The organism is Nocardia sp. IBHARD005 (assembly GCF_052814245.1).
Genome location: NZ_CP199935.1, coordinates 2427856 through 2450212, shown reverse-complemented (window position 1 = coordinate 2450212; position 22357 = coordinate 2427856). Strand labels below are relative to the sequence as shown.

The following is a 22357-nucleotide window of genomic DNA, read 5'->3' as shown; positions in this document are numbered from 1 at the left end:
TTGATCAGCCGAGACTGAAGGGCGCGCCCCAGAGGGTCACCCAGCTGATGACGTTGTCGGTTTCCACCTCGACGCCCACGAAGGAACGGGCCTGGGCGTAGCCGCCGCAGCCGGACAGGCCGATGGTCTCGTCAGCCCAGGTCACCGAACCCGACCCGCCCTTGAATGCGTTGCGGGCCTTGTGTGATTCATTGCCGTAGTCATCGGCCGTTTCGAGATCGAGGACGTAGAAGGACTTCGACTGGCCGGGGCCGACGGTGAGCTCGCCGCCGGTGCCGACCCCGACCTTCTGCGCGGTGCCTGCCCAATCGCTCTCCGAACCCGCATCACCGAACGCATCGCCACCGGCGATATTGACCTGGCAACCCACGGTGTATCCGGGGAAGATCTTGCCACTGCCACCGCCGGAGACCGACACCTGCGCACTGCCGGAAACCCACGCGTTGCGATGCGCCGGGGTGGACCCCATGGACGGATTGATATTGGCGGACTCGCCGACCAGGCTGATGTCGACGACAGTGCCGTCTGACAGCGTCTTGGTGATGTGGCCGCCCGGCAGCGGAACGAAGGTGTCGGCGTTAGCCGCACCCGTGGACAACAGACCCAATGCCACGGTCGCCGCCGCCGTGACACCGGCTACGCGCGCCATGCTCTTACGGTTGATCATCACAGTGACCCCTCGAGGGTGAATTCGTGTGAACGAGAAAGAGTTTCGTTTCGGCCGTGCGGTCAGCCGATGCTGAACGGTGCTCCGTACAGCGTGGTCTTGGAGTAATGGTCGCCGACGATCTCGACCACCGAGTAGGACCGAGCCTGGGCGTGGCCCGCGCAACCCTGAATCTCGATCTCCGCGTCCTGGTACTCCACCGAATAGACGCCGGGCTTCAGAATGTCCTTGGCATCGATCTGCACGAAGGAGACCTGACCGGGGCCGAGATGAACACCGATCGCACCACCGGCCGACGGGCCGAGGTTCGACACTCCGCCGGACAACCCGGCAGCGATCGCGTCATCACCGATGCTCACCTGGCAGCCGACGATGTAACCCGTATTCAGCTGCGACGCACCATGCGTCGAAGAATTGTTGGAGCCGCGACGGTTCGCCGGTCCGTTGTTCGGCCCGACCTCACCCTCCGGCGTGACCTGTACATCGGCACGGGCATTGCCCGATACCCACACGACGCGACCAGCACCATTGGCGGCCAGCGACGGGGAGATGACGGCATGCTCGCCGGTACGGCTCACAGTGACGCCGGGGCCCCGCTTCTGGCCGTCCGGCAACGGTACAAAGGTGTCCGCGTTGGCAGCACCGGCCGACAACAGGCCGATCATCACGGCCACTGCGGCGCCTGCGCTCCACGCGCCGCGACGCCCGCGGTTGGTGCGGTTCTCGCTCATTCTTCCCCTCGAGGTGTACGCAAATCCGACCTCGACCATCGAGGTCGATATCTGTGTTGCGCCCGGACCCAGCTGGGGTGTGTCACAAGGGACAGGCACCGCTGGCAACAGGACAGACGCGCCCTGCCGGGAGGTGGATCGAGAAGCTGGTTGTCACCGGATCGGCGCGACTCTCAGCCGATCGGCGAACGAAAACGCAAGATGACTTCGACTGCCGGGGCGGTCGATTCGGGTTCAACATAGTGAGACGGGCTCGCAATGTCCAGTGCTACAACGTCGAACGACAACAAAACGGGCCGGTCGCAAGAGCGACCGGCCCGTTTCAGTTCGGGATGCGAACAGATCAGCCGAGGCTGAACGGAGCGCCCCACAGGGTCACCCAGGAGATGACGTTGTCGGTCTCGACCTCGACGGAGACGAAGGCACGCGCCTGCGCGTAGCCGCCGCAACCGGTGAGGCCGATGGTCTCGTCGGACCAGGTCACCGAGCCAGCGCCGTTCTTGAACTTGTTCGACTTGCCGTGCGACTCCGAACCGAAGTCGTCGGCCTTCTCGATGTCGAGCACGTAGAACGACTTCGACTGGCCGGGACCGAGCGAGAGCTCACCGCCGGTACTGACGCCGCCGGTCGGCGCTTCGTAGTCGGTACCGACCTCGCCGGCGCCCGACACACCGCCACCGGCGATATTGACCTGGCAGCCCACGGTGTAGCCCGGGAAGATCTTGCCGGAGCCGCCGTCGGAGACGGTGACCTGGGCGCTGCCCGAGACCCACGCGTTGCGGTGGACCGGGGTGGAACCCAGCGACGGGTTGATGTTGGCCGACTCGCCGACCAGCGCGATGTCGACCACGGTGCCGTCGGACAGCGTCTTGGTGATGTGGCCGCCCGGCAGCGGAACAAAGGTATCGGCATTGGCCGCGCCCGTGGAGAACAGGCCGACGGCCACGGTGGCCGCAGCGCTGACGCCCGCCACCTTCGCCATGAACTTACGGTTGATCATAGGATTTGTCCCTCGAGGAGTGAGTTCGCCGTAGCGAGAAGAAGATTCGTACCGATTCGAAAGACGTCAGCCGATGCTGAACGGCATGCCGTACAGGGTGGTCTTCGAGTAGTGGTCGCCGATGATCTCGACCACGGTGTAGGCCCGGGCCTGCGCGTAGCCGGCGCAGCCCTGGATCTCGATTTCCGCGTCCTGGTAATCGATCGCGTACGTACCGGCCTTCAGGATGTCCTTCGAGCTGATCTGCACGAACTTGACCTCGCCGGGGCCGAGGTTCAGACCGATGGCGCCGCCGACGCTGGCACCGTCGGTGCTGACACCACCGGAAACACCAGCGGAAACTGCGTCATCGGCGATGCTCACCTGGCAGCCGACGATGTAGCCGGTGTTCAGCTGGGACGTGCCGTGGGTGGAGGAGTTGTTGGAACCGGGACGACCGGTCGGGCCATTCCACGGGCCTACCTCGCCCTCGGGGGTTTCGGTGACATCGGCGATCGCGGTGCCGGAGACCCAGACGACGCGACCCGCGCCGTTGGCGGACAGCGACGGCGAGATCAGGGCCGACTCGTGGGTGCGGGTGATGGTCACGCCTGCAGGACTGACCTTCTGACCGTCCGGCAACGGCACGAAGGTATCGGCGTTGGCGGCACCGGTCGACAGCAGGCCCAAGGCCACGGCGGCCGCGGCAGCGCCGACGCCCGCGGCACGGGCGCCACGGCGCACACCGGTGGTGCGGTTCTCGCTCATACTTCCCCTCATCAGGTGTCTAACAGCCGACCTCGACTTTCGAAGCCGGACAAATGGACCTCACAGGGCCCAGATCAGTGTGTCGCCCCTTTGTTGCCGTTACGTAACTAACTGTTATTTTGGCGATACGGCGGGGGCCGGTGTGGCGAACCCGAGCCAGGGCTCCACCGGGTGGTTCAACGCACAGAAGTGGGAGTACTGCGGGGACCGATAGTTGGTGGCTCAATGGCGAACATTAAACGCCGTTCTATGGATACAGCAATGACAGAGTTCGTAAATTTCACTGTGAAGCACGGCACACATTCGCACATCGCCACATGCCTTGACGTGCATTAATGCAGTCGCGAAGGCTCCTGTCATGAGGTCTTGACAGAACCGGGCAACTGGTAACGATCTGGGTCACCAAACGACAAAAGACCACGCTTTCGCGTGGTCTCGAGTATTTGTCCGCAGTTCGCCTTCGCGCCGAAAACGACTTTTCGAAGGCCGCCTATTACGTAGCGGCTACGTAGATAACGGGGCGATCACCCGTGGTGCGGTGGAACCTGGGATCGTAACCATTCGTCCGTGCCGGAGCCGCGCGAGCCCTCGCCGCGCTCGTCACCGGTGGTCTCCGGCAGCACATCGCCGAAGATCCTCGCCAGCCGCGCCGCCTCGGCTGCCCTGCGCCGGAGCTCGTCCGCCGACGTAGGCTCCCGGCCCTGATCATCGGAGCCGGGAACCGCATCGTGGGAATCCGATGTCATTCGTCCAGACCGGACAGTTCGCCGATCACCTTGCTGGCCAGCGGGCCGAGGGTGGCCATGCCGTCGCGGATCGACGCGCGGGTACCCGGCAGGTTCACCACCAGGGTGCTGCCGGAGATGCCCGCGACGCCGCGCGACAGACCGGCGTCGAGCGAGCCCGCCACCCGGCCCGACGCGCGCAGCGCCTCGGTGATGCCGGGCAGTTCACGGTCGAGCACCTGGGTGGTGGCCTCGGGGGTGATATCGCGCGGCGACATGCCGGTGCCGCCGACCGAGATCACCAGGTCGACACCGCCGATCACCGCGGTATTGAGAGCATTGCGGATCTCGACCTCCTCGGCCTGCACCGTCACCGAGGCGTCGACGAGGAACCCGGCCTCGTTGAGCAGTTCGGTGACGAGCGGGCCGAAAGAATCCACGCCGCCATGAGCCGTCCGATCGTCGACGACAACAACCAGTGCGCGCCCTGCCACGGGAGCATCGATGTCCATGGTCATCACCGTAGCGCCTACACACGACAGGTTTGCGTTCGAACGCATCATCGGCCGCCTTCCGCCGCCGCCGCGGTGAGCGTGACCTCGACGGTCTTGGAGTTGCCGCCCTGTTCGTCGGTGTAAGTCACCTTCACCTTGTCTCCTGGCTGGTGTGAGCGGACGGCGGCGATCAGCGCGTCGCCCGAGTCGATGGGACGGTCGTCGAGGCGGGTGATGACGGCGCCCGCGGGGATGCCCGCCTTGGCGGCAGGGCCGTCGGGGGTGGCCTCGAGTACGCGCGCGGCGGTGTCCTGCGGGCGCAGTTTGATGCCGATCTGGGCGTAGGTGGCCTGGCCGGTCTTGATCAGCTGGTCGGCGACCCGGCGCGCCTGATCCACCGGGATCGCGAAGCCGAGGCCGATCGAACCGCTCTGGGTGCCGCCCGCCGTCTCGCCGCCGAGGCTGGCGATGGCGGTGTTGATGCCGATCAGCTTGCCCTGCCCGTCGACCAGTGCGCCGCCGGAATTGCCCGGGTTGATCGCCGCGTCGGTCTGGATCGCGTCGATCACCGGGTTCACCTGGCTCGGCGTTCCCTCGCCGCTGGTCGAGACCGGGCGATTGAGGGCGGAGACGATGCCGGTGGTGACCGTGCCCGCCAGACCGAGCGGCGAACCGATCGCGATCACCGGCTGGCCCACCGCCAGCCCATCGGAGGTACCCAACTCGATCGGCGTGAGGCCGGTCTTGCCACTGACTTTGATGACAGCCAGGTCGGAGACCGGATCCGCGCCGATCATCGTGGCGGGCGCGGTGCTGCCGTCGCTGAACACCACTTCCATCTTCGCCGAGGCACCCGCACCCGCGGCGACGTGATTGTTGGTGAGGATCAGCCCGTCGGTGGACAGCACCACCCCGGAGCCCTCACCGGATGCCCGGCTACCGGCGACCTTGATCATCACGACACTGGGCAATACCCGCTGCGCCACCGCCTGAGTAGACCCGGCGGGCGCGTTGGCGACATTGTTCACCGCGGGCTTCGGAGCCTCGAGCGCGTTGGTCACCGGCCCGGAATCGGAGTCGGTGGCGAGGACGCCGACAACGCCACCGACACCACCACTGACCAGTGCCAATGCCGTCGCACCGGCGATCAGGCCGAGCCGCAACGGCTTTCGCCGCGGTGCAGGCGCCGGACCGAATGCCTGCGGCGCAGCACCGTGCGGCACCGGACCACCCTGCGGATGCTGGTCGCCGAACGACGTCGGGCCACCCTGCCCATACTGACCACCGAACGACGTCGGGCCGCCCTGCCGATACTGGTCGCCGAACGATGTCGCGCCCCTGAAGGGCGCAGGTCGCCCGCCGGACTCGGCCAGCCGGTCAGCAGGGTGCTGCTGGGGATCGTCGGTCATGGTGTCTGTCTCCTCACGCTTGCAGACCAGCTTCCTGACGGCTACTGAGAGGCGCCTGAGATCGGACTATCAGTTCGCCGAGACTGGCGGCGATCACTCGGCCGCTGACTCGTCGAGAACGGTCGGCGCCTCCCCCGGCAACACGATGCGCACCAGCGCGCCGCCCCGATCGGAGGTGTCCACCGCGATCGTGCCGCCGTGTTTGGTCACCACCTGCTTGACGATGGCCAGTCCTAGCCCGGAACCGGGCATCGAACGCGAGGCGGTCGTGCGGTAGAAGCGTTCGAAGACCAGTTCGCGTTCGCCGGTGGGGATTCCAGGGCCCGCGTCGCCGACGGCCAGTTCGAGCAGTCCGGGACCGGCCGGGCGCATGGTGATCCGCACGACCGCGTCGGGCGGACTCCACTTGGCCGCGTTGTCGAGGACGTTGAGGACGGCCCGTTCCAGGCCCGCCTCGTGCCCGTAGACGAACCACGGCGCCAGATCGGCCACAAAGGTAATCCCCACTCGCCTGCGCCTGGCACGCTCGAGCGCACGCTCGGCCACCTCGCCGAGATCCACCCGCTCGTAGACGGTTTCGGGGGCGTCCTCACGGGCCAGATCGACCAGGTCGCCGACCAGGGTCGACAGCTCACCGATCTGGGCGACCACATCGGCGCGCAATTCGGCCATGTCCTCGTCCGGTAGCCGGGGGGCGCCCGGCCTGCCCGAGGCGATGAGCAGCTCCATATTGGTGCGCAGCGAGGTGAGCGGGGTCCGCAGTTCGTGGCCCGCGTCGGCGACGAGCCTGCGCTGGCGGTCGCGTGATTCGGTCAGCGCCCGCAGCATGGTGTTGAAACTCTCGGTGAGCCTGGCCAATTCGTCGTCGCCGGTCACCGGGATCGGCGTCAGGTCGTCGGTGCGGGCGACGCGCTCGGTCGCGGCGGTGAGCCGGGCGATCGGGCGCAGGCCGGTGCGGCCGACCGCGGTTCCGGCCGCGGCGGCCAGCACCACACCACACGCGCCGACCACGAACAGCAGCCACGCGAGCTGATCGAGCACCTCGCGGGTGCGGTAGAGCTTCTGCGAGATGATCAACGTCGCGCCGCTGTTCGTGCGCGCGGCGAGTACCCGCTGGTCACCGACGGTGCGCACCGACGAGCCGATCTTGCCGTCGGCCACCGCGAGCTCTTGGGCGCCGACCGGCGGAATCGTCTGCTGGGGCGGCATATACGGCTTGTGACCGGCATAGATCAGCGCGACGCCGACGTCGTTGGAGAACAACCCGGCCAGCACGATCGACTGGAAACCGGCGGTCTCGAAATTGTTGTTGATCATTGTCGCCGCGCGGGCCTCCAGCTGGGCGTCGACATCGGCGTACAGCGCGCGCGCCACCATCGCGTAGGCGGCGATCGAGGTCACCGCGACCGCGATCAGCACCAACGACGCCGCCAGCAGTGTCACCCGCCAGCGCAGCGATACCGAGCGGGTCAGCAGGGTCGGCGGACGCATCTCGCTCGTGTCCATCGGCCTGCCGAGAACGGCGACCGCGGGTTCCTTGTGTGCCATGCCGCCCGCCTAGGGAGGGGTCTCGCGCAGCACGTAGCCGACGCCACGCACGGTATGGATCAGTCGCTCCTCGCCATCGGCCTCGGTCTTGCGGCGCAAATAGCCGATATAGACCTCGAGCGCGTTGCCGGAGGTCGGAAAGTCGTAACCCCAGACCTCTTCGAGGATTCGGCCGCGAGTGAGCACGCGGCGCGGATTGGCCATCAACATCTCGAGCAACGAGAACTCTGTGCGCGTGAGACTGATCGCGCGTTCGCCGCGCGAAACCTCGCGCGTGACCGGATCCAGCGACAAGTCAGCGAACACCATCGCCTCCGACGTTTCACCGGGATCCGGCGTTCGGCGACGCAGCAACGCGCGTAAACGCGCCAGCAATTCCTCCAACGCGAAAGGTTTCGGCAAATAATCGTCGGCACCCGCGTCGAGCCCGGCCACGCGTTCGGACACCGAATCGCGCGCGGTCAAAACGAGAATCGGCAGATCGTCGCCCGTACTGCGCAGCCTCCGGCACACTTCCAGGCCGTCCAGGCGTGGCATCATGACGTCGAGTACCAGGGCATCCGGCCTGGCCGCGGTCACTTTTTCCAGTGCGTCGAGACCGTCGACAGCCAGGTCGACGGTGTAGCCGTTGAAGCTCAGTGACCGGCGCAGTGATTCCCGCACCGCGCGATCGTCGTCGACTACCAGAATGCGCATGTGCTGTAGTTTGCCGTGACCGACTGAGAACGTACTGAGAGGGCTCGGCGCGCCGAACGTCGTGTTCGCGGCGACGTGCGTTGTAGGTCTTGACAAACCCGAACGAATCGTCGTTGTGTCAGCGCATATTCGGCGAATTACAGACCGCATGGCCCGGATTGCCGATGCCCACTCGGCACGGTATCTTTCCTGCGGTAAAAGAAGACCTCCAGTTGGTTCTGCGCTCGCATCGCTCCGCGACCTCCCCGCGCGGGCCGGGGTCACACGTGGAAGCAGAGGCAACGCACGCGGATGGAACCTGCATCGCGCTCCTGGCAATTCAGCCTGTCGAACTGGTCGGTAACGCGCAAGGTCGGTGTGGTGCTGGTGCTGCCGGTGATGCTCGCGACCACCTTCGCCGTGCTGCGGATCAACAACGAACTACAGACGATGACGCAACTCGGCGCGGCCACCGAACAGGCCACCCTCATCCGTCCCGTCGTCAAATTCGCCACCGCGACCGAGGAACTCGCCGTCGCGGCGACCGCCAACTGGGGTGCGATCGCCGACCCGCAGACCGACGCCGCGCTCACCACCTACGACCAGGCGCTCGCCGAGGTGCAGAGCGCGCTGCGCACGGCCCGCATCGACCCCGGCGTCGCCAGTGAACTCACCGCGGCCACCACCACCGGCGCCACCCTGCGCAATACCGTGCGCGGCGGCTCCCCCGCGATGGTCGGCGAGCAGACCGACGAGATCGGCGAACGGATCGGCAACGCGCTGTCCAAGACCCCCCAGGTCGAGGACTTCGCCACGCAGCGCCACTTCCTCCAGCTGACCGCGCTGCACCAGGGCCGCCGGGTGCTCACCCGCGAACGCACGCTGGTCGTCTCGCCCGAGTCGGGTCGCAGCCAGAGCGCGCGGGCGAAGATGCTCGTCGAGCTCGGCTCCGAAGCGAACATGATCAAGACCTACGCGATCATCCTGCCCGAGCACGCGGGCAGCCAGGCGGCGCTGCTCGACGCGGTGCAGACCCGGATCAGTGTGTTCAGCCAGAACAACGGCGACCCGACCACCAACGCGGCGGTGCTCAACACGCTGCAGGTGAGCGCCGACACCTACGCCTCCACGATCTCCGCGCTGCTCGACGAAATCGACCACACCCTCGACAGCAACACCGCGACCGCCCAGACCGGCGCCCTGCGTGAGACCACCCTGGTGCTCGGCATGCTGCTGGCGGGCCTCGCGCTCGCGCTGGCCGTGGCCCGCACCCTGGTGGTGCCGGTGCGCAGGCTGCGCCGCGACGCGCTCGAGGTCGCGCACGTGAAGCTGCCCGACGAGCTGGCCGTGGTCCGCAGCGGCGGCGCGACACCGGAGATCACGCCGGTGGGCGTGCATTCCACCGACGAGATCGGTCAGCTGGCCCGCGCCGTCGACGAGATCCACGAGCAGGCCCTGAATCTGGCAGGCGAGCAGGCGCGCCTGCGCCTGCAGATCGGCAACATGTTCGAGACGCTGTCGCGGCGCAGCCAATCGCTGGTGGAGCAGCAGCTCGCGCTCATCGAGGAACTCGAGCACGACGAGGACAACCCCTCGCGCCTGCAGACGCTGTTCCGCCTCGACCACCTCGCCACCCGCATGCGCCGCAACGGCGACAACCTGCTCGTGCTCGCGGGCACCGTGCTGCGCCGCGGTCATCTGCCGCCGGTGCCGCTGTCGGACATGCTGTGGAGCGCGGTCTCGCAGGTGGAGGACTACCAGCGGGTCGAGATCGGCAATGTGCCCGACGGTGTCGTCGCCGGTGAGTCCGCGGTCGATATCGAGCACCTGCTCGCCGAGCTCATCGACAACGCGCTGCGCTACTCCCCGCCGAGCACGTCGGTGGCGGTCATCGTCGGCCGGGCGGTCGACAGCGGCTATCTGATCGAGATCACCGACCGCGGCCTCGGCATGTCGGCCGACGATCTGCGCACGACCAACGACCGGCTCGCCTCCGGTGGTGAGGTCACCATCGAAACCGCCCGGCGCATGGGTCTTTTCGTGGTGGGCAGGCTCGCCAAGCGCCACACCATCACCGTCAGCCTGCGCCGTACCAGCGGTGTGGCGCCGCAGCCCGGCATCACTGCCAGCGTGCATCTGCCCAGCGCGCTCGTCGCGCCGTCGCCGCCCGTGCCCTCCGGCCCGTCCACCGGCCCGAATCCGCTGGTCTCGACCGGCCCGAATCCGCTGGTGCCCGCCGGGATCGGCCCGTACGCGCTGACTCCGGCCGACATCACCGGCCCGAATCCGATCATGCCGACCGGACCGCGGCCCTTGGTTTCGCTGGACGCCGTCACCGGCCTCGACCTCCCGGTTTCACCGCTACCCGTGCCCGCGATCTTCGCGTCGACGGGTCCGAACCCGCCCGTCCCGACCAACGGTGCGAACCCACCGACCAACTCGTTCACCAATGCCGGCCTCCCACAACGTGTTCCGGCCGCGGTACCGCCGCCCCCACCGGAACCGGTCGCCGTCGAACCCGACGACGACGCGACACCGGCGGGCATGTGGGCCGAGCACGAGCACGACACCGACGATCTCCCGGTAGCCACCGATCCACCGGCGCCCGACTCACCCTTCGGCCTGCCACAGCGCATCCCCGCGAGCTCGCTGGCCGAGCTCGCCGCTCCCTCCGCACCCGCGGAGCCGGAGCCGGAGCCGCGGCCCATCGACGCCGACCCGATGCCGACGACGAGCACCCGCTTGCAGCCGGTCTCCGGCCCGGCACCGACCCCGATCTATCAGCGGATGGTCTCGGAGTGGCTCGTCGAACCCGCCTCCGCCCCTGCCGAATCCGGTAGCGGCAACGGCGCGTCGTGGAGCGCCCCCGGCGACGCGGGCTGGTCGGCTGCCGCCGAGGCGGACCACCCACCCACATCCTCGCGAACGACCGGCGGGCTGCCGATCCGCAAGCCGGGCGCTCAGCTCGTCCCCGGTGGGCTCACCCCGGCGGAGGAAGCGGGCGCTCGCGACCCCGAGGAGATCCGCAACAACCTGACCCGACATCTCAGCGGCGTCCGCAGCGGCCGTGCCGAGATCCAGTACAACGACGGAGGCCTCGAATGAGCAACGCGCACCCCACAGACGAGAATCTGAACTGGTTGGTCGCCCGCTTCACCCGCGACGTACCCGGCGTTTCGCACGCGGTGCTCGTCTCGGCCGACGGACTGCTCCAGGCGACCAGTCCGCATCTCCCCTCGGACCGCGCCGAGCAATTGGCCGCGGTCACCGCCGGTCTCGCCAGCCTGTCGATGGGTGCGGCGCACCTGTTCGACGGCGGCAAGGTGATGCAGTCGATCGTGGAGATGCAGCGGGGCTATCTGCTGGTGATGAGCGTCGGAAACGGTTCGCACCTGGCGGTTCTGGCCAACAAGAGCCACGACATCGGCCGTATCGGCTACGAGATGGCGTTGCTCGTCGACCGGGTGGGCTCGGCGGTCACCGCCACCGCCCGCTCCGCCGGCTGAGGTGAGATGTCGAGCCCCTACGGATCCGATCACCGGCCGACGACGCGGGTCAGGCCCTATGCCCTGACCTCCGGCCGCACCGAGCCCGCGATAGCGCTGCCCTTGGAGGCGGTCGTCGAAACGGTCTCTTATACAGCCCACAACGACTGGTCCGCAGGCGATTTGCGGATCGAAATCGTGCGTCTTGCCACACATCGGCTCTCTGTCGCCGAGATTGCTGCATACCTTGGTCGCCCACTGGGTATGGTCCGGGTGATGATCGGCGATCTCGTTGTGGGCGGGATTCTTCGAGTGCATTCGACGCTGACCGAGCAGGCGAGCTACGACGAACGCCGATCACTGATGGAGAGGACTTTGCGTGGACTCCGTGGCCTCTGATGGCATGCGCCCGCCGGTACCAGAACAACGAGTCGCATCGACCAAGATCGTGGTAGCCGGTGGGTTCGGCGCCGGTAAAACGACTTTCGTCGGTGCGGTGTCGGAGATCGTGCCGCTGCGCACCGAGGCGATGGTGACCCATTTCTCCGACGGCATCGACGACCTCGCCGAGACGCCGGAAAAGGAAACCACCACCGTAGCCATGGACTTCGGGCGCATCGTGCTGCCCGGCAACCTGGTGCTCTACCTGTTCGGCACCCCGGGCCAGAAGCGTTTCTGGTTCATGTGGGACGACCTGATCCGTGGCGCCATCGGCGCGGTGGTGCTGATCGATACCCGCAGGCTGGAAGACAGTTTCGCCGCCGTCGACTTCTTCGAGGCGCGCGGGCTGCCGTTCCTGATCGCGGTGAACCGCTTCCCCAACGCTCCCCGCTTCCCCATCGCCGAACTGCGCGAGGCACTCTCGGTGCGCGAGGGAATCCCGATCGTCGATATCGACGCGCGCAACGCCGTCGAGGTCCGTCAGGCATTGGCGGCGGTGACCGAATACGCCATCGCCCAGCTCGAGCCGCAGCAATTCGAAGGAGCGGGCAGGCGTGCTTGATGTGCTCGCCGCGACCGGTGCCGAAACGTTCGCGCACGGCACCGGTATCGCCTGGCTCGCGTTGGATCTGTCAGCGCTCGGGGCGCTGGTGGCGTTCGCCTGTATCCGGCACGCGCGGTATTCGATCCGGTTCCGGCTGATCTGGCTGACGATGGCCGCGGTCTCGCTCGGTGGTGTCGGGCTGTGGCTGGCGAATTCGGTCGCGCTGCTCGCGATGCGGGTGAACGACAGCGTCATGCGGTACAACGTCGCGCTCGGCGCGGCGGCACTGGCCATCGCCGTGGTCGGCGTGCTGGCCGGATTGCTGATCAGTGGCCGGACCACGCAGGTGCCGCGGCTGATCATCGGCGGGCTGACGATGGGTTTGAGCGTCGGACTGTCGACCTTTCTGACCCTGGACGCGCTCGCCGTGCAGGGCACCGTCGACGAGTCGCTCGGCCTCATCGGGGTGTCGGTGCTGGTGTCGATGGCGCTGTGCACCGCGACCCTGTGGGTGTCGCAGGCGGTCCGGCGGATGCCGGTGCGGGTGCTGGTGTCGGTGCTGTTCGCGCTCGGCGTCGGCGCGGTGTACTACACGGCTGTCGCCGCGCTGAAGTTCTCGATCGATCCGGGTATCCGGACACCGACCGGGATGCTGCTGTTCGACCTGGTGTTCCCGATGTTCGTGATCGGTGCGCTCGGTCTCACGGTGCCGATCACCGCGGTGCTGGTGGCGCCGGACCGGCGAGATGCCGCGGTCCCGGTACGCCAGCCCGTTCCGGCTCGCTGAAGGCAACCAGCTAACGCCCGGTTTGTCGGAATCTTTCCGGTCTTCCGCCCCGCTGATCGAAGCTCTCGCGACCTGCGGCGAACTACCGCGAAAACCGCCTCTGAAGTGGCGATGAGCGGGTTCCCCTGACTCGGGGAACCCGCCCTCCCGCACGAGAGTACATACCTGTGAGGGAGTCCGCATCAGTGGTCGGGGAATTTTCTTGTGGCGAAAAACAAACCACGAGTTGGTAATTTGACCGCCAGCAAACCTTCCGCAAGCCCTTCGATCCGTACGCACCAAGTGGCATGCATCACACCGTTAACGGGACAGTTGCCCCGCCCCCTCCCTCGAGGCCCTGAACAGGCACAACAGTGCTGGAGTAAGACCCCTGGACATAGGGCCGCACAGAGCGACCCGCCGACGCGTTCAAGCCCACCATGTGGTGCGCCCACCGAGTTATGGTCGTTGCGGGGCGCATTCGTCTCGCCCAGCACATCCGAGGTTCGTTCGAAGGAGTTCGCATGGCCGTCAATGTGGTGCTCGACAAAGTCCTCGACAAAGAATTCGAGAACAAGACGCTCGCGGAAATTCTCGCCGCTCCCCCGTCGGCGCTCGCCGGTCTCACCGAGGCGCACGACAAGCAGCTGCTCGAGGCCTTGAAGATCAAGACCATCGCCGACCTGGGCAACAACAAGTTCTTCCAGCTCGCCGCGACCCTGGTCGCACTGACCGAGCGCGAAGGCTGAATTTTTTGGCGGCTGGCGCCGCGGGGTTTGCGGCCCCCGGTTGCCTCGAATCCGAGGGGCGATACTGCGGCTTCGCCGTTACGTCTCGCCCCTCGGATCCGAGGCGGGCCGCAAACCCAGGACGGTAGAGCCGAATACGACGACGGCCTGTCAGGGAGTTCCCGGCAGGCCGTCGTCGTAGCTTTTTCAGAGCCTGGCCGCGTCGATCATGCCCTTGCGTACGGCGTTGACTATGCGGCGGGGCACTCGGTACTCGACACCGCCCACCGTCACCGGGACCAGCTGTGGCACTTCCGCTTTCCACTGCGAGCGCCTGCTTCGCGTGTTGGAGCGCGACATTCTGCGCTTGGGAACCGCCATGATTCAGCCCTCCTCGCCCGCGCGCGAGCGCTTTCCGTACTTGCGCTCGAACTTCTCGACCCGGCCCTGGGTGTCGAGGTTGCGGGCGGTGCCCGTCCAGAACGGGTGCGAATCGGAGGTCACGTCGACCACCATGAGCGGATAGGTATTCCCGTCGGCCCAGGCGATCGTCCGGTCGCTGGTCGCGGTCGACCTGGTCAGGAACTGTTTCCCAGTACTCGCGTCCTCGAACACGACGGGGTGGTAATCGGGATGGATGCCCGCTTTCATGCCGTTTCTCCTCTCGGATTGGTGCGCTCGCTCGCCGAAGCAGTTGCCTCGGTGGGATCGGCGCAGGGATCTTCGTGCCAGTCGCCGAAGGGGTCCTCCCACAACGCGACTCGTTCCGGTGCCCGCTCGACGAGCAGCAGTTCGTCGTCCTCTACCAGCGCCCAGTGCAGGGCATGCCGGATCTCGGCGGCGTCCGCGTCGTGGGCCAGGATCACCAGCGACACCTCGCGATCGCCGAATCGCTCGTCCCAGCCCAGCGCGGCCATCACCTGTCGATCGGGGTCGACGGCGGCGCGCTCCTGCGCGCTCATCGCGGCCAGCCAGCGACCGGCACCACCGACCCGCAGCCCGCCGCCCGCCGACTCGAGCCACACCACGTGATCGGGCTGGGTCGCCAGCCAGATCCGGCCGCGGGCGGTGACCACGCCGTCGAGCAGGACATCGAGCGCCTCATGTAACCGCTCGGGATGAAACGGCCTGCGCGCGGCGAATTCGACGATCGAGACACCGCAGTCGGTGCTCAGCGGCGGCTGCCCGCGCAGCAAGGGCGCGTGCGCGTCGAAGATCCGGCCACGGCGCGAATCGGCGGGCACCCGGGTCAGCAAGGCGCCGACCTCGATCGCGTCGAAGCCCCGCAATTCGTCGAGCCAGGCGATCGGGGCCGCGGGTGCCAGCCGGTCCAGGACCGCCCCGAGACGTTCGCGATCGAACGCGTCGGCCCCGGCGGCCAGGACGACCAGCGCGTCGGCGAAGTCGACCTGACCGACAGCCACCTGCGCGACCGTGCGCTCGTCGTCGGCCGAGGCCAGTCCCCGATCGGCCAGCACCTCGTCGCCGGTGGCGTCGGCCAGCCACTGCTGCCCGTCGAGGCAGGTCAGCACGGCCTCGATCCGTACAGAACGCCCCGCGGGCCCATCGACGCGATCGGCGACCCCGGTCACCACGACATTCTCGATCGCGTGACACAGCGCCTCGGCCTCGATGCCGGGATCCAGAGCGAGCACGATGCGATCGATATGGGCCCGGGTGGCGAGCGTGCACAGCATCGGCAGCAGGTCGGCGCGCAGCGTGCACGACACACAGCCGTGCGCGAGCTCGAGCACCGTGGTGCTCACCTTGCCCGCGGTACGCACCGTGCGGCGCACCACACCTTCACGCAGTTCGGCGAGGTCGTGATGCACCACCATGGTGCCCGCGTCCGCACTCAACGTCTGCGCGATGTGTTCGACACCGCCCATGGCGGGTCCCGAGAAGCCGGCCAGCAGCACCACGGGCGTTCTCCGGTCTGACTGGTCAAGCACCCGATACCCCTTTCGACAATGATTTTCATTTACTTCAGCGTGACTGTACAGTGCGGAATTATCGTTGTCGAAAATGGTTGTCATAACCATGGAAGGAGGTCGCATGTCGGCCCACTGCCAGGTCACCGGTCGCAAGCCCGGCTTCGGAAAAGCCGTCTCGCATTCACACCGGCGCACCAACCGACGCTGGAACCCCAACATCCAGCACAAGACCTACTACCTGCCCAGCGAGGGCCGCCGCATCACGCTGACGGTCTCCACCAAAGGCATCAAGACCATCGACCGCGACGGGATCGAGGCTGTGGTGGCCCGGATCCGACTGAGCGAAGCGAAGCGGTCCAATGGGCACAGCCGTGCTCGTGGCGACAAGATCTAGGAGCTGAACATGGCCTCGAAATCGACCGATATCCGGCCGATCGTCAAGCTGAAGTCCACCGCCGACACCGGCTTCACCTACGTCACCCGCAAGAACCGCCGCAACGACCCCGACCGGCTGGTCCTGCGCAAATACGACCCCGTCGTGCGCCGCCACGTCGACTTCCGAGAGGAGCGCTGATGGCGAAGAAATCCAAGATCGCCCGCAACGAGCAGCGCCGCGAGATCGTCGAACGGTTCGCGGCCAGGCGTGCCGAGCTCAAGGAGATCATCCGCAAGCCGAGCACCGGCGACATCGAGCGCGCCGCCGCACAGGCCGAACTGCGCAACCAGCCCCGCAATGCCAGTCCGGTACGATTGCGCAATCGGGACGCTGCTGACGGCCGCCCACGCGGCTATCTCCGCAAGTTCGGCCTCTCCCGTGTTCGTGTGCGCGAGATGGCCCACCGGGGCGAGCTTCCCGGGGTCCACAAATCGAGCTGGTAGAGACTCCCCAAACTGATTCGTGAGAAGGAATATCCCATGGCAGTGAAGCGAGCACCGTCGAAGAAGGCACGTGCCGACCAGGGCCGTAAGCCGAAGAAGAATCCGCTGATCACCGCGGGCATCGAGTACGTCGACTACAAAGACGTCAACCTGCTGCGCACCTTCATCTCCGATCGCGGCAAGATCCGCAGCCGCCGCGTCACCGGCCTGACGCCGCAACAGCAACGTCAGGTCGCCGTCGCGGTGAAGAACGCGCGCGAGATGGCGCTGCTGCCGTTCACCACCACCAAGTAGCCGTGAACGCGAAAGTGGCCCCGAAGCAACAGCTTCGGGGCCACCTTTGTTCGAGAACCCAACCCGAACGGAGGGAGTCTTACGACCGACCCGTCCGCGGCCGGGTCGCCGGTTAGCCGCCGTTGCGTACGCGACGAAGGAGCAAGCAACGGTGGCTAACCGGCGGCCCCTCAGGGCCGCGGACACGCGCGCGCCAGCGCGCCAACATCACGGGATGGTCAATACCTGACCGGCGTTGATCAGATCCGGGTTGTCGATACCGGAGGCCACGGCGATCTCCTGGTAGCGGTTGCCGTCACCGTAGAAGCGCTCCGAGATGGCCCACAGGGTGTCGCCCGACTCGACCGTGTAGGTCTGCGCGGCGGGCGGCGGCGGGACCTCTTCGGCGATCGGGGCGGCGGCGACCGGCTCGGGAGCGGGCAGCGGGTTGTCGGTGTTGGTGGCGGTGGACCACGCGACCGAACCGTCGGTGCCGTAGAGCACGACGTTGCGGTCGGGCTGCACGACCAGCTTCTCGACGTTGCGGCCACTGGTGTCGGTCGCCCAGATGCGCGCCCCGCCACCGTTGTAGACGACGAAATCGCCGTCGTGCTGCAGGGCCGCGCGCTGCGCGTCCTGCCCGTGCGTCATAGCGGCCCAGACGACGTTGCCGTCGGGCTCACTCAGCACCAGGTTGCCATCCGGCTGCAGAGCCAGGGTGTACGCACCGCCGGTCAGGGACTGACCCAGCCCCAGTTCTTCGCCTACGCGCAGCGTGTCGGCCACGTTGTTCCTTTCGAAGATCGCCAATTGCCTCAGTCCGATAAGAGATGCCGGCCAATTGCCACAGCGCGGCATCGCAGCCGAATGTAGTCCCCGCAGCGAGGAAATGGAGGGGTTATGCGCAGGGTTCGCGGAAAGTTCACGGTGGGGCCGTGCCGTCTAGGGTTGACGCCATGAGAACGATGTCGCGCTACACCGCCGCCGCGGCGGCCGTGGCCGTGCTGATCGCACCCCTCACCGCCTGCGGATCCTCGGATAATCCTGTGCCCCAACAAGTTACGCCGAACGCCAGCAGCCGCCCCGAGGACCTGAAACCCGGTATCGGCCAGCCCTTCATCGCCGATCCCACCCTCGTCAACCCGGGCCCGATCCCCTTCACATCCTGGAATCGGCTGAGCGAGAACAAGATCAGCGTCAATTTCCAAACCGGCAATCCCGAGTGCTTCGCCGTGGACGCCACCGTCACCGAAACCGCCGAGGCGGTCACCGTTGCCCTGCGCTCCGGAACCCGCGCGGACAGCGTGGACAAAGTGTGCACCATGAACGCCGTCTTCGGCACCTTGGAAATTCCGTTGAGCTCCCCACTGGGTACCCGCGCGGTACTCGACGCCGGATAGCCGAAAACGGGTGCCGCACCGAGGATTCGGCGCGGCACCCGTTCGGGTTTCGGCTCAGTGGGCGAAGTGACGGGCACCTGTCAGGTACAGGGTGACGCCCGCTTGCTTGCAGAGCTCGATGGTGTCCTTGTCGCGGATCGAACCGCCCGGCTGCACGATCGCGCGAACGCCCGCGGCCACCAGGATCTCCGGGCCGTCCGAGAACGGGAAGAAGGCGTCGGAGGCGGCGACAGAGCCCTTCGCCCGCTCACCCGCGCGCTCGACGGCGAGCTTGCAGGAGTCCACCCGGTTGACCTGGCCCATGCCGACGCCGACCGCGGCGCCGTCCTCGGCGAGCAGGATCGCGTTCGACTTCACCGAACGGCATGCGCGCCAAGCGAATTCGAGGTCGGCGAGGGTGGTGACGTCGGCCGGATCGCCCGCCGCGAGGGTCCAGTTGACCGGATCGTCGCCCGCGGCGTCGAGGACATCGCGGTCCTGCAGCAGCGCACCGCCGCTGATCGGACGCAGCTCCACGCCCTTGCGCTGCGGCGCATCGGCCACCAGCACGCGCACATTCTTCTTGCGCTGCAACACTTCCACCGCGCCGGGCGCGTACCCGGGAGCGATGATCACCTCGGTGAAGATCTCGGCGACCTGCTCGGCCATCTCGACGCTGACCTCACGGTTGGCCGCGATCACACCACCGTAGGCACTGACCGGGTCGGTGGCGTGTGCCTTGCGATGCGCCTCGGCGATATCGGCCGCGACGGCGATGCCACACGGGTTGGCGTGCTTGATCACCGCGACCGCGGGCTCGTCGAAGTCGAACGCGGCCCGCCAGGCGGCGTCACCGTCGGTGTAGTTGTTGTACGACATTTCCTTGCCGTGCAACTGCTCGGCCTGCGCGATCCCGACCGTGCCGTCGTTGCTGGTGTACAGCGCGGCGGCCTGGTGCGGGTTCTCGCCGTAGCGCAGCACCGCGGCGCGCTCCCACGAACCGGCGACCCAGCCGGGGAACTGCTCGGTCTCCTCGGCGACGGCGGGCACGGCGACCGAGCCCATCCAGCTCGCGACGGCCACGTCGTAGCTCGCGGTGTGCTGGAAGGCCTTGGCGGCCAGCGCGGTCCGCTCGGCGAGGGTGAACCCGCCGGACTTCACCGCGGCGAGCACATCGTCGTAGTCGGTCACGTCGACGACCACACCCACCGACGGGTGGTTCTTCGCCGCGGCGCGCACCATCGACGGCCCACCGATATCGATCTGCTCGACACACTCGTCGACGCTCGCGCCACTGGCCACGGTCTGGGTGAACGGGTACAGGTTCACCACCACCAGCTGGAACGCCTCGACACCGAGCTCCACGAGCTGATCGACATGCTCGGCGCGACGGGTGTCGGCCAGGATGCCCGCGTGCACACGGGGGTGCAGCGTCTTGACGCGGCCGTCGAGGGTCTCCGGGAATCCGGTCAGATCCTCGACCTTGGTGACCGGAATCCCGGCCTCGGCGATCTTGCCCGCGGTCGACCCGGTCGACACCAGCTCCACACCGGCCGCGTGCAGCCCGGTGGCGAGCTCGATGAGCCCGGACTTGTCGTAGACGCTCACCAGCGCCCTCTGGATCGCCTTACGTTCACTCACCGGCGTGCTCGCTCACTGGTATTTCTGCCTTTCGTCCGTCGGAGACAATGCCTCGCGTCGCGACGGCGGCGATGACCTCCGCCAGTAACCGTCGCTCGACAACCTTGATGCGCTCCTGCAGCGTGTCCTCGTCGTCGCCGGGGATCACGGCGACCGCCTCCTGCGCGAGGACCGGGCCGGTGTCGATGCCCGCGTCGACCAGGTGCACGGTGCAGCCGGTGACCTTGACGCCGTAGGCGAGCGCGTCACGCACCCCGTGCGCGCCGGGGAACGACGGCAGCAGCGCGGGGTGGGTGTTGATGAGCCGGCCGCCGAAGCGTTCCATGAACGCGGGGCCGAGGATTTTCATGAAGCCGGCCAGGACCACCAGATCGGGCTTGCGCGCGTCGACGGCCTCGGTGAGGGCGACGTTCCAGGCGTCCCGATCGGCGAAATCTTTGAGCCCCACCTTGAAGTGCGGTACTCCGGCGGCGTCGGCGTGCGCGGTGGCCGGGCAGTCCCGGTCGACGCCGACGGCGACGATCTGCGCCGGGTAGCCGGGCTCGCGCGCGGCGGCCAGCAGTGCGTTGAGCAGCGAGCCGGTGCCCGAGGCCAGAACGACGACGGTGGCCGGTGTTCTGGCGGGCTTCCACGGGGCAAACGAGGACGTCAGCGCTCTACTCCTGCGTGTGATCGGGCGGCGGCGATGGCGATAGGCGCCGGGTCGAGCTTAGCGACCGGGGGTCTTGTCCTCGTCCGGCAGGTCCGACTCGACCACTTCGACGTCGACGATGTCGTCGGCGGGCTCGTCGGTCGAGCCGGGTGCGGCGATGCTCACTTCGACGTCGTCATCGAAGTCCTCGACCAGTTCGCCGTCGACTTCGACTGCGGGATCGTCGTATTCGACGGCATCCTCGTAGTCGGCGGGGTCGTCGTCGTCGTACTCGTCGTCGTCGTAGTAGTCGTCGTCGTAGTCATCGTCCTCGTAGTGGTCGTACTCGTCGTAGTCCTCGGCCTGCGCGGTCGGCGCCAGGAAGCGGCGGGCGAACACCATGCCGACGAAGCCGCCGAAACCGAACCAGGTGAACATCAGCACGACCAGCATCAGCAGATCGACGCCCACCCACCCGACGGCACCGAGCTGACCGCTGCCGAGGACCGCGAGCACCAGGAATGTCAGCGTCGACAGCGCGGCGCAGGTGAGGGTCGCCCATGGCGCGCCGGGCCGATCGTCGCTGGTGCGGCCGAGTTCGATCCCGCCGAGCACACCCACGGCGAGCGGGACCAGCAGCAGCACCGCCCACCACGCAGCCGCTGGCCCTTCCGGGACGGGAATCAGCGCAGGCAGCACCGGCATGTGCCCGCCGGTCACCCCGAACAGACCCACCGACCCGGCACCGAACAGCACCGCGGCACCGCTGAGGATCCCCGCCGCGCCGATCACCACGTTCGGCAGGTAGAGCAGCGACAACAACGTCATGCCGAGCACATCGGTGAAGTTGTGGGCCTGCCGGAACGCGCCGTCGAGCCGGGACAGATGGACGAAGAAGGAGATCGCGGTGGCCAGTGCGGCGCAGCCGAGCATGCGCAGCACGGTGCGACGCGCGGCACGGGCGCCGAGGACCGCCCATTCCGGGATCTCGATCGGCAGCAGCGCGCACAGCGAACCCCACGCCCGGGTGCCGATCCCGGCGGCGGCCGCGACCAGATACAGCACGAGCACCCAGCCGAACGCCGCGATCGGACCGGACGATTCGAGTGGGGTGACGCCTGCGGCATCGCCGGTGACGGCCAGGCAGACGGCCGTCATCAGCAGCGGTCCGGCCAGCACCGCGCCGGTCAACCAGCCCAGCTCGACAGGCGTCGGACGATTCGGGACCGCACGCGCGCATTCGCGGGCGGCCAGCCAGACCAGCACGGCCGTTGGTACCAGCGGGAGCAGGCCGAGCGTCGTCCTGCCGACCGTGAGCGGAACCTGGTGGGCGGCAAGCCAGGTCGCGGCGACCGCGGCGGGCGCACTGGTGAGATCGGTCCCGGTGGTGAGCATGACCACGAGCACGAGCAGCACCGTCGCCGCCAAGGCGGTGATCGTCGGCCGCGCCGCGACCAGCAGCAGGGTTCGCGCCCGCTCGGGCGAGAGTGTCCACCAACCGGGCTCGGGCCCGGGCGGTGGTGCGGTGACTGTCTCCCCGGTGCCGGGTGACCCGGAGGTCCGGCGCACGAGGGCGTTACGGGAGCTCATGACAATTCAGCGTGGCAGCTTCCCCGGCAGCCACGGGTCAGGCGCGCCGCGAGCCCACAGGCGTACCTGC

Annotated in this window: 27 protein-coding genes; 11 read left to right on the top strand and 16 right to left on the bottom strand. The window is 67.6% G+C overall.

Translation table 11 applies throughout. The annotated features are described in order from the left end of the window. Positions 1 to 4 precede the first annotated feature (4 nt). The 9 genes from ACTWPB_RS11440 to ACTWPB_RS11400 form a co-directional block, all read right to left on the bottom strand. Entirely contained in the window at positions 5 to 667 is a 663-nt protein-coding gene (locus ACTWPB_RS11440) for an MspA family porin (protein WP_446226306.1), read from the bottom strand. A gap of 62 nt (positions 668 to 729) precedes the next feature. Further along, positions 730 to 1398, bottom strand: a complete 669-nt coding sequence (locus tag ACTWPB_RS11435; RefSeq protein WP_446225629.1) for an MspA family porin — start codon at positions 1396 to 1398, stop codon at positions 730 to 732. A 343-nt stretch (positions 1399 to 1741) separates the two neighbouring features. Next, positions 1742 to 2398 carry an MspA family porin gene (locus ACTWPB_RS11430; protein WP_446225628.1) on the bottom strand — a complete coding sequence of 219 codons (657 nt, stop codon included), beginning with the start codon at positions 2396 to 2398 and terminating at the stop codon, positions 1742 to 1744. 66 nt (positions 2399 to 2464) lie between these two features. After that, complete coding sequence (locus ACTWPB_RS11425; protein ID WP_446225627.1) at positions 2465 to 3145, bottom strand: MspA family porin; 681 nt, start codon at positions 3143 to 3145, stop codon at positions 2465 to 2467. A 524-nt stretch (positions 3146 to 3669) separates the two neighbouring features. Then, positions 3670 to 3891, bottom strand: a complete 222-nt coding sequence (locus ACTWPB_RS11420) for a hypothetical protein (RefSeq protein WP_446225626.1) — start codon at positions 3889 to 3891, stop codon at positions 3670 to 3672. Continuing rightward, positions 3888 to 4430 carry a MogA/MoaB family molybdenum cofactor biosynthesis protein gene (locus ACTWPB_RS11415; protein WP_378913396.1) on the bottom strand — a complete coding sequence of 181 codons (543 nt, stop codon included), beginning with the start codon at positions 4428 to 4430 and terminating at the stop codon, positions 3888 to 3890. Before ACTWPB_RS11415 ends, ACTWPB_RS11420 begins: the two co-directional genes overlap by 4 nt. After that, positions 4430 to 5773 carry a S1C family serine protease gene (locus tag ACTWPB_RS11410; RefSeq protein ID WP_446225625.1) on the bottom strand — a complete coding sequence of 448 codons (1344 nt, stop codon included), beginning with the start codon at positions 5771 to 5773 and terminating at the stop codon, positions 4430 to 4432. Before ACTWPB_RS11410 ends, ACTWPB_RS11415 begins: the two co-directional genes overlap by 1 nt. A 93-nt stretch (positions 5774 to 5866) precedes the next feature. Further along, on the bottom strand, positions 5867 to 7321 hold the full coding sequence (locus ACTWPB_RS11405) for a sensor histidine kinase (RefSeq protein WP_446225624.1): 1455 nt from the start codon (positions 7319 to 7321) through the stop codon (positions 5867 to 5869). Positions 7322 to 7330: 9 nt separating this feature from the next. After that, positions 7331 to 8017 (bottom strand): response regulator transcription factor, encoded by a 687-nt coding sequence (locus ACTWPB_RS11400; RefSeq protein WP_446225623.1) that lies wholly within the window; start codon positions 8015 to 8017, stop codon positions 7331 to 7333. Between the two features lie 291 nt (positions 8018 to 8308). Between ACTWPB_RS11400 and ACTWPB_RS11395 the strand changes: the two genes are divergently transcribed. The 6 genes from ACTWPB_RS11395 to ACTWPB_RS11370 all read left to right on the top strand — a co-directional run bounded on the left by ACTWPB_RS11395 (position 8309) and on the right by ACTWPB_RS11370 (position 13981). After that, positions 8309 to 11101: an ATP-binding protein gene (locus tag ACTWPB_RS11395; protein WP_446225622.1), complete on the top strand. Its 2793-nt coding sequence runs from the start codon at positions 8309 to 8311 to the stop codon at positions 11099 to 11101. Continuing rightward, positions 11098 to 11502 carry a roadblock/LC7 domain-containing protein gene (locus ACTWPB_RS11390; RefSeq protein WP_019049250.1) on the top strand — a complete coding sequence of 135 codons (405 nt, stop codon included), beginning with the start codon at positions 11098 to 11100 and terminating at the stop codon, positions 11500 to 11502. Before ACTWPB_RS11395 ends, ACTWPB_RS11390 begins: the two co-directional genes overlap by 4 nt. Positions 11503 to 11508: 6 nt before the next feature. Then, complete coding sequence (locus ACTWPB_RS11385) at positions 11509 to 11880, top strand: DUF742 domain-containing protein (RefSeq protein WP_446225621.1); 372 nt, start codon at positions 11509 to 11511, stop codon at positions 11878 to 11880. A gap of 4 nt (positions 11881 to 11884) precedes the next feature. Then, the gene (locus ACTWPB_RS11380; protein WP_446226305.1) at positions 11885 to 12484 is read left to right on the top strand and encodes a GTP-binding protein; all 600 of its coding nucleotides are present in this window, start codon (positions 11885 to 11887) and stop codon (positions 12482 to 12484) included. After that, entirely contained in the window at positions 12477 to 13253 is a 777-nt protein-coding gene (locus ACTWPB_RS11375; protein WP_446225620.1) for an MHYT domain-containing protein, read from the top strand. Before ACTWPB_RS11380 ends, ACTWPB_RS11375 begins: the two co-directional genes overlap by 8 nt. Positions 13254 to 13756: 503 nt before the next feature. Continuing rightward, complete coding sequence (locus tag ACTWPB_RS11370; RefSeq protein ID WP_446225619.1) at positions 13757 to 13981, top strand: hypothetical protein; 225 nt, start codon at positions 13757 to 13759, stop codon at positions 13979 to 13981. Between the two features lie 186 nt (positions 13982 to 14167). Here the strand turns inward: ACTWPB_RS11370 and rpmF are convergent, their stop codons facing one another. The 3 genes from rpmF to mrf are packed head-to-tail and all read right to left on the bottom strand — an operon-like array spanning position 14168 to position 15912. Continuing rightward, on the bottom strand, positions 14168 to 14341 hold the full coding sequence (gene rpmF, locus ACTWPB_RS11365; RefSeq protein WP_446225618.1) for a 50S ribosomal protein L32: 174 nt from the start codon (positions 14339 to 14341) through the stop codon (positions 14168 to 14170). Positions 14342 to 14344: 3 nt separating this feature from the next. After that, on the bottom strand, positions 14345 to 14611 hold the full coding sequence (locus ACTWPB_RS11360; RefSeq protein WP_446225617.1) for a type B 50S ribosomal protein L31: 267 nt from the start codon (positions 14609 to 14611) through the stop codon (positions 14345 to 14347). Further along, positions 14608 to 15912 (bottom strand): ribosome hibernation factor-recruiting GTPase MRF, encoded by a 1305-nt coding sequence (mrf, locus tag ACTWPB_RS11355; protein ID WP_446225616.1) that lies wholly within the window; start codon positions 15910 to 15912, stop codon positions 14608 to 14610. The genes ACTWPB_RS11360 and mrf overlap by 4 nt, the downstream gene beginning before the upstream one ends. A gap of 103 nt (positions 15913 to 16015) precedes the next feature. Here mrf and rpmB point away from each other — a divergent pair, with 103 nt between their 5' ends. From rpmB to rpsR, 4 genes are read left to right on the top strand one after another with little or no spacing between them, the layout of a single operon-like run. Next, on the top strand, positions 16016 to 16288 hold the full coding sequence (gene rpmB / locus ACTWPB_RS11350) for a 50S ribosomal protein L28 (RefSeq protein ID WP_446225615.1): 273 nt from the start codon (positions 16016 to 16018) through the stop codon (positions 16286 to 16288). 9 nt (positions 16289 to 16297) lie between these two features. Next, positions 16298 to 16468, top strand: coding sequence for a 50S ribosomal protein L33 (gene rpmG, locus ACTWPB_RS11345; RefSeq protein WP_056813994.1), 171 nt, complete (start codon positions 16298 to 16300; stop codon positions 16466 to 16468). Further along, positions 16468 to 16773 carry a 30S ribosomal protein S14 gene (gene rpsN / locus ACTWPB_RS11340; RefSeq protein ID WP_446225614.1) on the top strand — a complete coding sequence of 102 codons (306 nt, stop codon included), beginning with the start codon at positions 16468 to 16470 and terminating at the stop codon, positions 16771 to 16773. Before rpmG ends, rpsN begins: the two co-directional genes overlap by 1 nt. Positions 16774 to 16809: 36 nt before the next feature. Next, entirely contained in the window at positions 16810 to 17067 is a 258-nt protein-coding gene (gene rpsR, locus ACTWPB_RS11335) for a 30S ribosomal protein S18 (RefSeq protein WP_378913384.1), read from the top strand. A gap of 207 nt (positions 17068 to 17274) precedes the next feature. Here the strand turns inward: rpsR and ACTWPB_RS11330 are convergent, their stop codons facing one another. After that, on the bottom strand, positions 17275 to 17832 hold the full coding sequence (locus tag ACTWPB_RS11330) for a LysM peptidoglycan-binding domain-containing protein (protein ID WP_446225613.1): 558 nt from the start codon (positions 17830 to 17832) through the stop codon (positions 17275 to 17277). A 170-nt stretch (positions 17833 to 18002) separates the two neighbouring features. Between ACTWPB_RS11330 and ACTWPB_RS11325 the strand changes: the two genes are divergently transcribed. Next, positions 18003 to 18446, top strand: a complete 444-nt coding sequence (locus ACTWPB_RS11325; RefSeq protein ID WP_446225612.1) for a hypothetical protein — start codon at positions 18003 to 18005, stop codon at positions 18444 to 18446. Positions 18447 to 18500: 54 nt separating this feature from the next. On the opposite strand, the gene purH is transcribed toward ACTWPB_RS11325, so the two are convergent. The 3 genes from purH to ACTWPB_RS11310 are packed head-to-tail and all read right to left on the bottom strand — an operon-like array spanning position 18501 to position 22287. Then, positions 18501 to 20066: a bifunctional phosphoribosylaminoimidazolecarboxamide formyltransferase/IMP cyclohydrolase gene (purH, locus tag ACTWPB_RS11320; protein ID WP_446225611.1), complete on the bottom strand. Its 1566-nt coding sequence runs from the start codon at positions 20064 to 20066 to the stop codon at positions 18501 to 18503. After that, complete coding sequence (gene purN, locus ACTWPB_RS11315) at positions 20059 to 20739, bottom strand: phosphoribosylglycinamide formyltransferase (protein ID WP_446226304.1); 681 nt, start codon at positions 20737 to 20739, stop codon at positions 20059 to 20061. The genes purH and purN overlap by 8 nt, the downstream gene beginning before the upstream one ends. A gap of 36 nt (positions 20740 to 20775) precedes the next feature. Beyond that, on the bottom strand, positions 20776 to 22287 hold the full coding sequence (locus ACTWPB_RS11310) for a cell division protein PerM (RefSeq protein WP_446225610.1): 1512 nt from the start codon (positions 22285 to 22287) through the stop codon (positions 20776 to 20778). Between the last annotated feature and the right edge of the window lie 70 nt (positions 22288 to 22357).

Bases quoted from the DNA above. Each gene is read 5' to 3' on its own strand.
- ACTWPB_RS11440 (WP_446226306.1), bottom strand. From the start codon at position 667: ATGATCAACCGTAAGAGCATGGCGCGCGTAGCCGGTGTCACGGCGGCG.
- ACTWPB_RS11435 (WP_446225629.1), bottom strand. From the start codon at position 1,398: ATGAGCGAGAACCGCACCAACCGCGGGCGTCGCGGCGCGTGGAGCGCA.
- ACTWPB_RS11430 (WP_446225628.1), bottom strand. From the start codon at position 2,398: ATGATCAACCGTAAGTTCATGGCGAAGGTGGCGGGCGTCAGCGCTGCG.
- ACTWPB_RS11425 (WP_446225627.1), bottom strand. From the start codon at position 3,145: ATGAGCGAGAACCGCACCACCGGTGTGCGCCGTGGCGCCCGTGCCGCG.
- ACTWPB_RS11420 (WP_446225626.1), bottom strand. From the start codon at position 3,891: ATGACATCGGATTCCCACGATGCGGTTCCCGGCTCCGATGATCAGGGC.
- ACTWPB_RS11415 (WP_378913396.1), bottom strand. From the start codon at position 4,430: ATGCGTTCGAACGCAAACCTGTCGTGTGTAGGCGCTACGGTGATGACC.
- ACTWPB_RS11410 (WP_446225625.1), bottom strand. From the start codon at position 5,773: ATGACCGACGATCCCCAGCAGCACCCTGCTGACCGGCTGGCCGAGTCC.
- ACTWPB_RS11405 (WP_446225624.1), bottom strand. From the start codon at position 7,321: ATGGCACACAAGGAACCCGCGGTCGCCGTTCTCGGCAGGCCGATGGAC.
- ACTWPB_RS11400 (WP_446225623.1), bottom strand. From the start codon at position 8,017: ATGCGCATTCTGGTAGTCGACGACGATCGCGCGGTGCGGGAATCACTG.
- ACTWPB_RS11395 (WP_446225622.1), top strand. From the start codon at position 8,309: ATGGAACCTGCATCGCGCTCCTGGCAATTCAGCCTGTCGAACTGGTCG.
- ACTWPB_RS11390 (WP_019049250.1), top strand. From the start codon at position 11,098: ATGAGCAACGCGCACCCCACAGACGAGAATCTGAACTGGTTGGTCGCC.
- ACTWPB_RS11385 (WP_446225621.1), top strand. From the start codon at position 11,509: ATGTCGAGCCCCTACGGATCCGATCACCGGCCGACGACGCGGGTCAGG.
- ACTWPB_RS11380 (WP_446226305.1), top strand. From the start codon at position 11,885: ATGCGCCCGCCGGTACCAGAACAACGAGTCGCATCGACCAAGATCGTG.
- ACTWPB_RS11370 (WP_446225619.1), top strand. From the start codon at position 13,757: ATGGCCGTCAATGTGGTGCTCGACAAAGTCCTCGACAAAGAATTCGAG.
- rpmF (WP_446225618.1), bottom strand. From the start codon at position 14,341: ATGGCGGTTCCCAAGCGCAGAATGTCGCGCTCCAACACGCGAAGCAGG.
- ACTWPB_RS11360 (WP_446225617.1), bottom strand. From the start codon at position 14,611: ATGAAAGCGGGCATCCATCCCGATTACCACCCCGTCGTGTTCGAGGAC.
- rpmB (WP_446225615.1), top strand. From the start codon at position 16,016: ATGTCGGCCCACTGCCAGGTCACCGGTCGCAAGCCCGGCTTCGGAAAA.
- rpmG (WP_056813994.1), top strand. From the start codon at position 16,298: ATGGCCTCGAAATCGACCGATATCCGGCCGATCGTCAAGCTGAAGTCC.
- rpsN (WP_446225614.1), top strand. From the start codon at position 16,468: ATGGCGAAGAAATCCAAGATCGCCCGCAACGAGCAGCGCCGCGAGATC.
- rpsR (WP_378913384.1), top strand. From the start codon at position 16,810: ATGGCAGTGAAGCGAGCACCGTCGAAGAAGGCACGTGCCGACCAGGGC.
- ACTWPB_RS11325 (WP_446225612.1), top strand. From the start codon at position 18,003: ATGAGAACGATGTCGCGCTACACCGCCGCCGCGGCGGCCGTGGCCGTG.
- ACTWPB_RS11310 (WP_446225610.1), bottom strand. From the start codon at position 22,287: ATGAGCTCCCGTAACGCCCTCGTGCGCCGGACCTCCGGGTCACCCGGC.